Here is a 13,051-nt window from a genome sequence, read left to right on the forward strand (position 1 = left end):
AACTTCCGGGCAATACCCCCGAAACAACTCCCGTGGAGGCCCCCCGTGGTCTGGCCGCTCCCCCCACGGCGCGCGAGAACGACCCTTCTGACGGGTGCCGCGCTCGCGGTGGCCCTGGTCACCACACCCCTCGCCGCCGCCCCGCTCCCCGCCGCCGCGTCCACCTCCCCAGCGTCCTCTCCGGTGTCCGCGACCCTCTCCGTACCGGCCTCCGCGGCCCCCGCGTCCGCGCGGGCGCGCGACACCGGCCCCGTGGTGTCCGCGCTCAGCCGCACCGCCGAGCCCTCCGACAGGGACCTCGCGCGCGACGCGCTCCGCGCCGACCTGAGCCGCGAGCGCTTCTACTTCGCGATGACCGACCGGTTCGCCAACGGCGACACCGGCAACGACCGGGGCGGCCTGTCCGGCGACCGGCTCACCACCGGCTTCGACCCCGCGCACAAGGGCTTCTACCAGGGCGGCGACCTCAAGGGCCTGCTCGGCAAACTCGACTACGTCAAGAACCTGGGCAGCACCGCGATCTGGATCACCCCGGCGTTCGTGAACCGTCCCGTGCAGGGCACCGGCGCGAACACCTCGGCCGGCTACCACGGCTACTGGATCACCGACTTCACCAGGATCGACCCGCACCTGGGGACCAACGCCCAGATGAAGGAGCTGGTGCGCGAGGCCCACCGGCGCGGGATGAAGGTCTTCTTCGACATCATCACCAACCACACGGCCGACGTGGTCGACTACACGGAGAAGACCTACTCCTACCGCTCCAAGGGCGCCTACCCCTACGTCGACACCGGCGGCGTGCCGTTCGACGACCGCGACCACGCGGGCAGGGACACCTTCCCGAAGGTGGACACCGGCTCGTTCCCGTACACGCCGGTCGCGCCGAGGAACGTCAAGACCCCGTCCTGGCTGAACGACCCGACGATGTACCACAACCGGGGCGACTCCACCTTCAGCGGCGGCGAGAACGACGAGTACGGCGACTTCTTCGGCCTCGACGACCTGTGGACCGAGCGCCCCGAGGTCGTCAAGGGCATGACCGACATCTACCGGACGTGGGTGCGCGACACCGGCCTCGACGGCTTCCGCATCGACACCGCCAAGCACGTCAACATGGAGTTCTGGGAGAAATTCTCCCCGGCGCTGCGCGGCTACGCGGCCCAGCAGGGCAACAAGCGGTTCTTCATGTTCGGCGAGGTCTACTCCGGCGAACCCGCCTTCACCAGCCGCTACTCCACCCGGGGCGGCATGAACGCCACCCTGGACTTCCCGTTCCAGGAGGCCGCCCGCTCCTTCGGCGGCGGCACGGCGGACGCGTCCAGGCTCGCCCGGCTGTACGCGGGGGACGACTACCACACCGACGCCGACGGCAACGCGTCGTCGCTGCCGACCTTCCTCGGCAACCACGACATGGGCCGCATCGGCCGGTTCGTCGCCCAGGACAACCCCGGCGCCCCCGACTCCGAGCTGCTGCGCAGGGACCTGCTCGCCCACGAGCTGATGTACCTCACCCGGGGCCAGCCGGTCGTCTACTACGGCGACGAGCAGGGCTTCACCGGCAAGGGCGGCGACCAGGACGCCCGCGCGTCCATGTTCGCCTCCAGGACCGAGAGCTACCTGAGCGACGACCTGATCGGCACCGACTCCACCCACGCCAAGGACAACTTCGTCCCCTCCCACCCGCTCTACCGGGGTATCTCCGCCCTGGCCGCGCTGCGCGACGCCCACCCGGCCCTCGCCGACGGCGCCCAGATCGAGCGGCTGGTCTCCGGCGGCGTCTACGCCTTCTCCAGGATCGACGCCTCCCGGCAGGTCGAGTACCTGGTCGCGGTCAACAACGCCGAGCAGGCCGCGACCGCGAGCGTACCCACCTTCTCGGCGGGCGCGGCCTTCACCAGGGTGTACGGCGAGGGCGCCGCCACGCTCACCACCGGCACGGACACGAAGCTGGCGCTCACCGTCCCCGCCCTGTCGGCGGTGGTCTACAAGGCGCCCGCCAAACTCGCCGCCCCGGCCTCGGCCCCGGCCATCGCGATCGCGCTGCCCGGGACCGAGATCGGGGGCACCGCCGAGGACGGCCGGATCCCGGTCGTCGCGACCGTGCCGGGCACCGGATTCGACCAGGTCACCTTCGCCGCCAAGGTGGGCGAAGGACCTTGGAGGGCGATCGGCACCGACGACGCCCCCAACGCCACCCCCTCGGGTCGCGCCTTCCGGGTCTTTCACGACCTGCGCGGCATCGCGGCGGGCACGAGGATCTCGTACAAGGCCGTGGTGAAGGATTCGGCGGGCCGGTTCGCCTCGGCGGGCGCGCAGGCGACCGTCGGCGCCGAGCCCGCCCCCGAGGAGCCCGGCGCGGTCAAGCGCGACTGGCTGGTCGTGCACTACCAGCGCCAGGACGCCGCTGACTACGACGGCTGGGGCCTGCACGTCTGGGGCGACGTGGAGAACCCGACCGAGTGGGCGACCCCGCTCCCGCTGACCGGCGAGGACTCCTACGGCCGCTTCGCCTGGATCAGGCTCAAGCCGGGTGCCACCAGCGTCGGGATCATCGCTCACAAGGGTGACGAGAAGGACGGCGGCGACCGGATCGTGAACCCCGCCAGGAACGGCGAGGTCTGGCTGGCGAAGGGGAAACCGGAGACGCACCTGTCCCGCGCGGCGGCCCAGGGGTACGCGACCGTCCACTACAGCCGCCCGGACAAGGACTACGACGGCTGGGGGCTGCACCTGTGGGGCGACGGGCTCGCCGACGGGGTGCCCACCGAGTGGGCCGCGCCGCGCCCGCCGGACGGCGTCGACTCCTACGGCGCGTTCTGGAGGGTGCCGCTGAAGGACGCCTCCGCCCCGGCGAACTTCATCGTGCACAGGGGCGACACCAAGGACCCCGGGCCCGACCAGTCGTTCACCCCGGCGCTGCGGCCCGACGCCTACGTCGCCTCGGGCGTGGCGAAGGTCCACCCGAGCCGGGCGGCGGCCGAGAACGTCGCGATCCTGCATTACCACCGGCCGGACGGGAACTACGACGGGTGGGGACTTCATCTGTGGGGTGATGTGGCCGCTCCCACCGAGTGGGGCGCGCCGCTGCGACCCGCGGGCGAGGACGGGTTCGGCGTGCACTTCCGCGTCCCCCTGACCGAGGGGGCGAAGACCGTGAACTACATCATCCACAAGGGCGACACCAAGGACCTTCCGGACAACCAGTCGCTGGACCTGACCGCGACCGGCCACGAGGTGTGGCGGGTCGCGGCCACCGAGGGCCACCTGCTGCCCCAGCCCTCGGCGCGCGGGGCCGATGCCGACCTGTCGAAGTCGTCGGCGCACTGGATCGACCGCGCCACCGTCGCCTGGAAGATCGACGCCGTCGCCTCGAACCGCTACTCCCTCGCCTTCTCCGCCAAGGGCGGCATCACCTACGACAAGGGGGACCTGACCGGCGACCTCAGGCTGATCCGCCTCGCGCCCGGCGCGCTGACCGAGGCGCAGAAGGCGAAGTGGCCACACCTGGCCGGGCACGCCGCGTTCACCGTCGACCCGCGCGACGCCGACCTGGTGGCCGAGGCCACCCGCGGCCAGGTCGTGGCCGTCGAGCGCGACGCCTCGGGCGCGCTGCTGACCGCCACCGGCACGCAGCTGCCCGGCGTGCTCGACGACCTGTACCCCAAGGCGGCGACCGCCGAGCTCGGGCCCTCGTGGAGCGGCGGCACGCCCAGGCTGTCGGTCTGGGCGCCGACCGCGGCCAAGGTCGAGCTGGCGCTCTACCGCGGCTCCTCCGGCGGCGACCGCACCGTCCACCCCATGCGCCGCGACGACGGCACCGGCGTCTGGTCGCTGCGGGGGCAGCGGGACTGGAAGGACCGCTACTACACCTTCCTGGTGACGGTCTACGTGCCGAGTGAGGGCAAGGTGGTCGTCAACGAGGTGACCGACCCGTACAGCCTGTCGCTCTCGGCGGGCTCGGGCCGCAGCCAGCTCGCCGACCTGTCCGACCGGGCCCTGCGGCCCGACGGCTGGTCGTCCCTGGCCAAGCCGAAGGCCGTCCCCCAGCGGAAGGCGTCGATCTACGAGCTGCACGTGCGCGACTTCTCCGCCTCCGACACGACCGTCCCGGCGGCCGAACGCGGCACGTACGCGGCGTTCACCGGCGACTCGGCGGGGATGCGGGAGCTGCGCGGGCTGGCCGGGGACGGGCTGACCCACGTGCACCTGTTGCCCGTCTTCGACATGGCGACCGTCCCCGAGAAGAAGGCCGACCGGACCGAGCCCGCCTGCGACCTGGCCTCGATGCCCCCCGACTCCGAGGAGCAGCAGGCCTGCGTCGCGCTCACCGCGGCCAAGGACTCCTTCAACTGGGGCTACGACCCGCTGCACTACACCGTGCCCGAGGGCTCCTACGCCGCCGAGCCCGACGGGTCTTCGCGGATCAGGGAGTTCCGCGGCATGGTCGGCGGGCTGAACAAGGCCGGGCTGCGGGTGGTGATGGACGTGGTCTACAACCACACCCACGCCGCCGGCCAGGACCCCACCTCGGTGCTCGACCGCCTCGTGCCCGGCTACTACCACCGGCTGCTCGACGACGGCACGGTGTCCACCTCCACCTGCTGTGCCAACACCGCGCCCGAGCACGCCATGATGGGCAGGCTCGTCGTCGACTCCGTCGTGACGTGGGCCCGCGAGTACAAGGTGGACGGCTTCAGGTTCGACCTGATGGGCCACCACCCGAAGGCGAACATGGTCGCGGTCCGCGCGGCCCTGGACAAGCTCACCGTCGCCCGCGACGGCGTCGACGGAAAGTCGATCATCCTGTACGGGGAGGGCTGGAACTTCGGCGAGGTGGCCGACGGCGCCCGCTTCGAGCAGGCGACCCAGGCCAACATGGCCGGCACCGGCATCGGCACCTTCAGCGACCGGCTGCGCGACGCGGTGCGCGGCGGCGGCCCGTTCGACGCCGACCCCCGCGTGCAGGGCTTCGGCTCGGGGCTCGCCGGGGCGCCCAACGGCTCGCCGGCCAACGGCGACGAGGGGCAGCGGCGGGCCCGGCTGCTGAACTACCAGGACCTGATCAAGGTCGGGCTCGCCGGCAACCTCCGCGACTACACCTTCACCGCCTCCAGCGGCGAGGAGGTCAAGGGCTCGGGGGTGAGCTACAACGGCTCCCCCGCCGGGTACACCGCCTCACCGGACGAGGTCGTCACCTACGTGGACGCCCACGACAACGAGACGCTGTTCGACGCGCTGGCGTACAAGCTGCCACCGGCGACCGCGATGGCCGACCGGGTGCGCATGCAGTCGCTCTCGCTGGCCACGGCCGTCCTCGGGCAGGGCACCTCGTTCGTGCACGCGGGCAGCGAGCGGCTCCGCTCCAAGTCGCTCGACCGCAACTCCTACGACTCGGGCGACTGGTTCAACCGGCTGCTGTGGGACTGCTCGGCGGGCAACGGCTTCGGCGCCGGGCTTCCCCCGAAGCCCGACAACGAGGACAAGTGGCAGTACGCCAGACCGCTGCTCGGCGACCCGGCGCTGAAGCCGGACTGCGCGGCGATCGGCGCGGCCCGCGCCCGGTACGGGGAGCTGCTGAGGATCCGCTCCTCCTCGCCGGTCTTCGGCCTCGCCACCCTGGCCGAGGTGCAGAAGCGCCTCACCTTCCCGACGAGCGGCACCTCGGAGACCCCGGGTGTCGTGACCATGCACCTGGACGCCACCGGGATCGACCCGCGCTGGAAGTCGGTCACCGTCGTCTTCAACGCGACCCCCGAGGCCCGGCCGCAGACCGTCGCCGCGCTGAAGGGCACCCGGGTGACGCTCCACCCCGTCCAGACGGCCGGCGACGACGCCGTCGTGAAGCAGTCGACGTTCGACCCCGCCACGGGCACGCTGACGGTCCCGGCCCGCACGGTCGCCGTCTTCGTCCAGCCCTGACGGAACCCCTCTGTGCCAAGCCCTGACGGAACCCCTCTGTGCCAAGCCCTGACAGAACCCGCACGAAACTCCACGGAACTTCTCGGAACCCTCCGGGAAGTTCCCGTACAGCCCCGCACAGCCCCGTAAAAGCCGCCGGGCCGGGTGTTGCAGCACCCGGCCCGGCCAGGGAACCCGTCCATCGATCCTGGAGGCCCCCTCGTGAAACCCTACAGAGTCGTCGTCGCCACGGCGTTGAGCGCCCTGGTGGGCGCCGCCGTGCTGGTACCCGGCGCGCTGAGCGCCCCGGCCCAGGCCGCGCCGCCCACCCCCGGCCCGATCGTGAAGCTGTGGAACTGGAACTGGAACTCCGTCGCCAGGGAGTGCGTCGACGTCCTCGGCCCGGCCGGGTACGCCGCCGTGCAGGTCTCCCCGCCGAGCGACTCGATGTCCCGGGGCGGCTCGGTCTGGTGGGACATCTACCAGCCCGCCCGCTACACCCTCACCAGCAAGTTCGGCGACGAGAACGCGTTCAGGAACATGGTGAACGCCTGCCACTCCGCCGGGCTCAAGGTGCACGCCGACGCCGTCATCAACCACATGACCGGCCAGGGCAGCACCAGCTACGGCGGCTACACCTTCGGCAAGTACGACTACCCCGGCCTCTACTCCGCCGCCGACTTCCACTCCCCCGTCTGCGGGATCAACGGCTCCGATTACGTCAACGACGGCTGGCGGGTGCAGAACTGCGAGCTGGTCGGCCTGTCCGACCTCAACACCGGCTCCGAGTACGTCCGCGACCAGATCGCGGGCTACCTCAACAGGCTCACCTCCCTCGGCGTGGACGGCTTCCGCGTCGACGCCGCCAAGCACATCAACCCCGGCGACCTGGCCGCGATCAAGGGCAGGCTCACCGGCTCGCCGTACATCCACCAGGAGGTCATCCAGGGCGACGGCGAGGCGATCAGCCCGAGCCAGTACACCGGGATCGGCGACGTGCACGAGTTCGTGTACGGGCGCAAACTCAAGGAGCAGTTCAACGGCGGCCAGATCAGGAACCTGCAGTCCTTCGGGCAGAGCTGGGGCCTGTCGGTGCCCGGCGACAAGGCCGTGGTGTTCATTGACAACCACGACACCGAGCGCAACGGCTCGACCATGAACTACAAGTACGGCGACGCCTACCGGCTGGCCAACGTCTTCATGCTCGCCTGGCCGTACGGCACGCCGAGGGTCTACTCCGGGTTCACCTGGAGCAACGGCGAGGCCGGACCGCCGTCGGCAGGCGGCGGCTTCGCCACCGACGCCAACTGCGGCAACGGCCAGTGGACCTGCTTCCACCGCCAGATGAACGGCATGGTCGGCTTCAACCGCGCCGTCCAGGGCACCACGGTCGGCAACTGGTACGACAACGGCAACAACGTGATCGCCTTCAGCCGAGGCGCGAAGGGCTGGGTCGCGATCAACAACGAGGGCGGGAGCCTCACCCGCACCTTCTCCACCGGCCTGCCCGCCGGGACCTACGCCAACGTCGCGGGCGGCGGTTCGGTGACCGTCGGCGCGGGCGGCTCGGCCTCGGTGACCGTTCCCGCCAGGGGCGCGGTCGCCATCCACACCGGCGCCTCGGGTCCCGGCCCCAGCCCGACGCCGACGGTGAACCCCGGCCAGGTCGCCACCACGTTCAACGCGACCGTGACCACGAACTGGGGCCAGAACGTCTTCGTCGTCGGCAACGTCGCCCAGCTGGGCTCCTGGAACCCGGCGAACGCGATCGCCCTGTCGTCTGCCGCGTACCCGGTCTGGCGGGCCACGGTGAACCTGCCGCCCGGCACCGCGGTCCAGTACAAGTACATCAAGAAGAACCCCGACGGCTCGGTCACCTGGGAGAGCGACCCCAACCGCTCCTTCACCACCCCCTCCGGCGGCACCGCCACCCGCACCGACTCCTGGCGCTGACCTCCAGCTGGCACCGGCCCCGGCCGGTGCCAGCCGCTGACCTGCGCTGAGTTGCGATCGCCACCCCTTGAACCGGTGCCGGTCAGAGGCCGGTGCCGGCTCTCGACCGACGCTGGCCTCCGATCGGCAACACCTGCCGGCCTCACCGAACCGGCTTAGCGTGTGATCAGTTCCGTTACGTGGTGGTGCGGGGGACGATCTGGGAGATGCGCTGGTGGGACAGGCCCAGCAGGCTGCCGATGTCGCGGGTGGTCCAGCCCTGTTCGATGAGAGTGCGGGCGGCGTTGCGGACGGCGTCGCGCTCGGCCTGTTCAGCGTAGAGGCGTGCGACGCGTGCGTCTGAGACGGCCTTCCGTGCGTTCGCCGCCTCCGGGTCGGCGGGGGTGAAGTGAAAACCGGCGGTACCGGGGTCGGGGGCGAGCAGGTCGAACACGCGCTCCATGGCGTTGTCCGCGGTTTCTCTCCAGGTCGCGCCCTGAACCTGGATGACGTGGCCGTCCGGGAGGTCCTGGACGGTGGCGGTCCAGCGCTTGCCGGTACGGGTGAGGGTGGCGTGGTAGTCGGTCGTGACTTCGAGTTCGAGCTGGTCGAGGTCTTCGGGGATGTCGGACTGGTCGAAGATCGCTTCGCTCCATGTGGTCGTGGAGGGACCGTAGGCCGCCGGAAGACCCATGGGACGAGTCGAGTTCTGGAACGACCCGAACGCGCCGAAGGCCAACACCCTGGTTCCCGCCTGCGGAACCGTCACCGTTGACGACACCGGCCGCATCCTCTTGCAGCGCAGGCGCGACACCGGCCAGTGGGCGCTGCCGATGGGCAAGATGGAGATCGGCGAGACGCCCTCACAGTGCGCCGTACGCGAGACCCAAGAGGAAACCGGGATCACCGTCGAGCCGGTGAGCATGCTCGGGATCTACTCCGATCCCGGTCACATCGTCGCCTACACCGACGGGGAGGTTCGCCAGGAGTACGAGGTGATGCTGATCGCCCGACCGGTCAGCGGTCAGCCGGGAGCCAACGACGAGGCCAGCGACGTCCGATGGGTGGCGCCCGAAGACCTCCAGACCCTCGATATCCACCCGACCCAGTGGCGCCAGCTCAACGACTACCTGAACGGCGCGTACCCGCATATCGACTGAGCCGCGTTTCCGGTTCCGGTCCGGGAAGGGACCGGGCTTCCCGGGGAGCGCGAGAACCCGGCTACGGTATGCCGAGTGCCGTCGGTTATCGCAGCATTCATCCCTATATGGTTTATTGGCGCTCTCGGCTGGCTGGCCGCTCGGTTCGAATGGGCGAGCGTCCACATCCGGCAGGCATTGACGAGGTTCGCGTTCATCGTCGCGATGCCCGCGGTGCTGTTCACCACGCTCAGCCGTACCCCGCTCGACCAGATCCGGCCCGGCCCGCTGCTCGCCTTCGCGATCAGTACCTTCGCCGTCGGCCTGCTCGCGCTCGCGCTCTTCCGCGGCGAGCTGCCGGAACGGGTGATCGGCGCGATGTCGTCGGCCTACGTCAACGCCGGCAACCTCGGCATCCCCGTCGGCCTGTACGTCCTGCACGACGCGACGTTCGTGGTGTCGGTCCTGATCTTCCAGGTCCTGATGGTCTCCCCGCTGATCTTTCTCGGCCTCGGGGCCGGGCGCGCGTCCTTTCTCGCCCCGCTGCGAACGCCGATCGTGGCGGCCTCGTTCCTCGGCCTGGGCGTTTCAGCCCTCGGCTGGCGGCTGCCCGAGCTCGCGCTGAGGCCCCTGGAGATCCTCGGCGGCGCCGCGGTGCCCCTGGCGCTCTTCTCGCTGGGCATGTCCCTGAACGGCTCGGCCGTCTCCTGGCGCGGGACGGGACCGGCGGTGATACTCAAACTGCTGGTCCAGCCGCTGGTGGCCTTCCTGGTCGGGCGTTTCCTCCTCCACCTCGACGGCCCGGCGCTCTTCGCGGCCGTCCTGTTCGCCGGGCTTCCCACCGCCCAGAACACCTACGTGTACGCTGCCGAGTACGGTCGCCCAACCGACCTGCCCCGCGACGCCATCCTCGTCTCCAGCGTCCTGTCCCTGGGCACCCTGTCCGTCATCGCCTTCCTCGGAGCCGCCTGATCCGGGGCCGCGTAATCCGGGGCCGCGTGATCCGAGACCACCTGGGGAGATCCGCACCGGGATCGGGGCTCGGCGCTCGGGTCGTGGGAGTTGATGGACCTGATCGAGTGCGGCGACAGCCGCCCGTCCTCAGCACCTCTGACGAGACAGGACTACGGGCGCGTTCGAGTCTGATCCTCCACCAGGGCGACGAAACCATCGAGATGGCGCGCAAGGCTGTACTCGAACAATCCGTCCACGTCCGGCACTTCTTCCCCGGTAAGCGCGGCCAGCAGCGGAAATCGTCCGGAGTGGCGGAGTTCGTCGGCCCGCTTCCGCTGTGTCAGCCACCACCGGTCGAGCGTCACACCGGTCTCCTGCTCGGCTTCGGCCTCATCCGCCATGGACAGCGCGACGGTGAGGACCAGTGCGGGCAGAGTGAGCGCCTCGCGAATCCGTGTCGTCATGGGCAGTCCGAGCCCGTCGAGTGCACGCAGGGTCCACTCGGTGTGCGCCATCACGTTGGGCACCAGCAACGGGCGAATGAACGAGATGGCCCCGGGCAGCCAGAGGTGTCGCCGGCACAGCTCCCATTTGCAGGCGGGAGATCAGTTCGAGCTTGGCTCGCCAACCGTCCGATCCCGGGACGGGTAGCTCTGGTTCGCCGAAGACCTCGTCGGCCATCTGCGTCACCAATTCGTCCTTGCTCGAAACGTGCCGGTACAGCGACATCGGACCGACACCGAACTCGGCCGCGAGTCGCCGCATGGACACGGCGTCGAGTCCCTCGATGCCGGCGATCGCGATGGCGGTGCGGAGAGTTCGCTTCCGGTTCAGTGCCTGCTTGGGGACGCCGGCCCGCGGTGGTCTGAGGGGAGTGGTCACGCCGACCGGCTGCTTCTGACCCGTGAGGGTGCTGACCACCGTGCCGGCGCCGACCTTCGTCTCGACCAGCCCGTCATCGCGGAGGGTGGCCATCACTCTGGTCGCGGTCGCGACCGCGACGCCCCATCGCCGGGCGATCTCCCGGATGGAAGGCACCCGATCTCCGGGCCGCAGGTCGCCGGCCAGGATCCGGGCACGGATCTCCGCGACGATCTGCCGGTATGGCGGTATGGCGGTATGGCGGTTCCGGTCGCCGCGTTGACGACGGCATGGAGCCCCCGACCTCCCAGCGAGGTTGCCGTCCGGCAAAAGTGTACTAGTTCAATCTCTCAGCACTAGTTCACTTTAACTGGCTGAATCCCCAAATCATGCCTACTTGTCCAGCCAACCCAATACGCTGTACCCATGACAGTCAATACACCGTACGCATCCGTGCGGCGGGCGGATGACGCAGACCGGCAGGCGGTGTTGGACGTCCTGACCGAGGCGTTCATGAACGATCCCCTTGTCTGCTGGCTCTTCCCCGAGGCGGGCCAACGAGGTCGTCTCCAGAGGCACCACTACCGCCCCCTGCTCACCCATCCCGCCGCCGAGGCGTACCTGGCCGGCCGTCGCGAGGGCGCCTCGGTATGGCTGACGCTGGCCGCGGGCCAGACGCCCTACGAGGAGCCCCCGGACGCGCCCGAGGCGGGCCGGGAGACGGTCTTCGGTGAGAACGGCGCGCGATTGACGGCCCTGGGCCAGGCGCTGGCCCCACGGCACCCCGATCGCGAACCGCACCTCTACCTCCCGTGCATGGGGGTGATCAGCGGGCGGCAGGGCGCCGGACTCGGTTCGGCGATGTTGCGGCACCGACTGGAGCGAGCGGACACCGACGGGCTCGCCGCGTATCTGGAGGCGAGCTCGCCCAGGAGTCGCGCCCTCTACCGGCGGCATGGATTCGAGGATCTCGGCGAGCCGGTTCGCGTGGCGGACAGCCCACTCCTGTGGCCGATGTGGCGCCCGCCGCACCGTTGACCACCGGCTCACACCACCCGTCCGACAGACAGACAGACAGAAGGAGATAACTTCAATGACGACGAACCGCGAAGCCGATCGGCGACCGGCGACCCTGGTGTTCATCCACGGCACCAACTCCTCGGCGGCCTGGATCTCGGGGCTGACCAACGAGCTCACCCTGCGCGGGCACCGGTGCGTGGCCGTCGACCTTCCGGGACACGGCAGCGAGGCGTTCTATCCCCGCTCCTACCAGGCCCCGCAGGACCTCGAAGCGCTGGCGACCGAACCGTCGCCGCTCGCCAAGATCACCATCGACGACTATGTCGAGCGCGTCGTGGGTGTGGTGCGCCGCGCCCGCCGCCACGGGCCCGTGATCCTTGTCGGCATGAGCCAGGGCGGCGTCACCCTGAGCAGGGTCGGCAACGTCATCCCCGAACTGCTCGAGCGGGTTGTCTACGTCGCGGCGTACTGCTGCGTGGACCTGCCGAACATGACCGCTTACCTCGAAACACCGGAGAACAGCGAGAGCCTGCTCCCCCAGGTGACCGCGGCCATGGTCGCCGATCCGGCGGTCCTGGGGGTGAGCCGGCTCAACTGGCGCTCAGCCGACCCGGCGGTGTTCCAAGGCGTCAAGCAATGCCTTGCCGGAGACTTCACCGACGAAGGGGTGAGCCGGCTGCTCGCCATGCTGGAGCCGGACGAGACCGCCGGCATTCCGCTGGCCGAAGCCCGGGGCGAAGCACACACCTGGGGCCGGATTCCCCGGACCTATGTGCGCCTCACCCTCGACCGGCTGATTCCGTTGGCGTTGCAGGACCGATTCATCGAAGAGGCCGACCGTCTCACTCCGGACAACCCGACTGACGTGCGAAGCGTCGCCGCACCCCATGTCGGCCCGTTCGACCGGCCCGAACTGGTGGAGATCTTCTCGGAGCTCGCCGGCCGCTGACCCTGCGGCCCGGAGACCGGTCAGCGCAGGCGCCAGACGCGGACGGTCCACCGCCCGATGACCGGCGCCCGGGGCCGCCGGACGGGATGGTCCACGAGCCGGCCCCCGCCAGGCTCGCGACTTCTCCCGCAGCCGGTACGACACCCGCGAGGAGTGGCGCCGGAGTCATCGGAACGGTGATGAGGATGGATCCAGCCCTTCCACGCCGGCCCCCGTGGATCGGCGGGACGGGTCTTCCCGAACGCTAGGCGGGGGGCGCGGCGGGAAGCATGAGTAGCCCCTACTCATCCCACGGGAT

The 13,051-nt window shown here is 70.3% G+C and carries 8 protein-coding genes and 1 pseudogene; 6 read left to right on the forward strand and 3 right to left on the reverse strand.

Annotated elements, in window-relative coordinates; translation table 11 throughout:
• The first annotated feature begins 45 nt into the window (after positions 1–45).
• Together pulA and OG587_RS36125 are read left to right on the forward strand one after the other, a co-directional pair.
• Positions 46–5,919, forward strand: a complete 5,874-nt coding sequence (gene pulA, locus OG587_RS36120; protein ID WP_329083283.1) for a pullulanase-type alpha-1,6-glucosidase — start codon at positions 46–48, stop codon at positions 5,917–5,919.
• Positions 5,920–6,120: 201 nt separating this feature from the next.
• On the forward strand, positions 6,121–7,851 hold the full coding sequence (locus tag OG587_RS36125) for a carbohydrate-binding module family 20 domain-containing protein (RefSeq protein ID WP_329083284.1): 1,731 nt from the start codon (positions 6,121–6,123) through the stop codon (positions 7,849–7,851).
• A 175-nt stretch (positions 7,852–8,026) separates the two neighbouring features.
• On the opposite strand, the gene OG587_RS36130 is transcribed toward OG587_RS36125, so the two are convergent.
• Positions 8,027–8,524 carry a hypothetical protein gene (locus OG587_RS36130; protein ID WP_329083285.1) on the reverse strand — a complete coding sequence of 166 codons (498 nt, stop codon included), beginning with the start codon at positions 8,522–8,524 and terminating at the stop codon, positions 8,027–8,029.
• On the opposite strand from OG587_RS36130, the gene OG587_RS36135 reads away from it, so the two are divergent.
• Positions 8,523–8,990: an NUDIX domain-containing protein gene (locus tag OG587_RS36135; RefSeq protein ID WP_329083286.1), complete on the forward strand. Its 468-nt coding sequence runs from the start codon at positions 8,523–8,525 to the stop codon at positions 8,988–8,990. The two genes, OG587_RS36130 and OG587_RS36135, sit on opposite strands and share 2 nt — an antisense overlap.
• Positions 8,991–9,065: 75 nt before the next feature.
• Positions 9,066–9,941: an AEC family transporter gene (locus tag OG587_RS36140; protein ID WP_329083287.1), complete on the forward strand. Its 876-nt coding sequence runs from the start codon at positions 9,066–9,068 to the stop codon at positions 9,939–9,941.
• Positions 9,942–10,093: 152 nt separating this feature from the next.
• Here OG587_RS36140 and OG587_RS36145 read toward each other — a convergent pair whose 3' ends face one another.
• Both OG587_RS36145 and OG587_RS47400 read right to left on the reverse strand, forming a co-directional pair.
• Positions 10,094–10,507, reverse strand: coding sequence for a TetR/AcrR family transcriptional regulator C-terminal domain-containing protein (locus tag OG587_RS36145; RefSeq protein ID WP_329094106.1), 414 nt, complete (start codon positions 10,505–10,507; stop codon positions 10,094–10,096).
• A gap of 109 nt (positions 10,508–10,616) precedes the next feature.
• Positions 10,617–11,114 (reverse strand): annotated as a pseudogene (locus OG587_RS47400) (GntR family transcriptional regulator); the annotation flags it as partial.
• A 96-nt stretch (positions 11,115–11,210) separates the two neighbouring features.
• Between OG587_RS47400 and OG587_RS36150 the strand changes: the two are divergent.
• On the forward strand, positions 11,211–11,822 hold the full coding sequence (locus OG587_RS36150) for a GNAT family N-acetyltransferase (RefSeq protein ID WP_329083288.1): 612 nt from the start codon (positions 11,211–11,213) through the stop codon (positions 11,820–11,822).
• 97 nt (positions 11,823–11,919) lie between these two features.
• Complete coding sequence (locus OG587_RS36155) at positions 11,920–12,753, forward strand: alpha/beta hydrolase (RefSeq protein ID WP_329083289.1); 834 nt, start codon at positions 11,920–11,922, stop codon at positions 12,751–12,753.
• Positions 12,754–13,051: the final 298 nt, after the last annotated feature.

Origin of the sequence: Streptosporangium sp. NBC_01469, from assembly GCF_036227305.1 — a bacterium.
Classification (GTDB): domain Bacteria; phylum Actinomycetota; class Actinomycetes; order Streptosporangiales; family Streptosporangiaceae; genus Streptosporangium.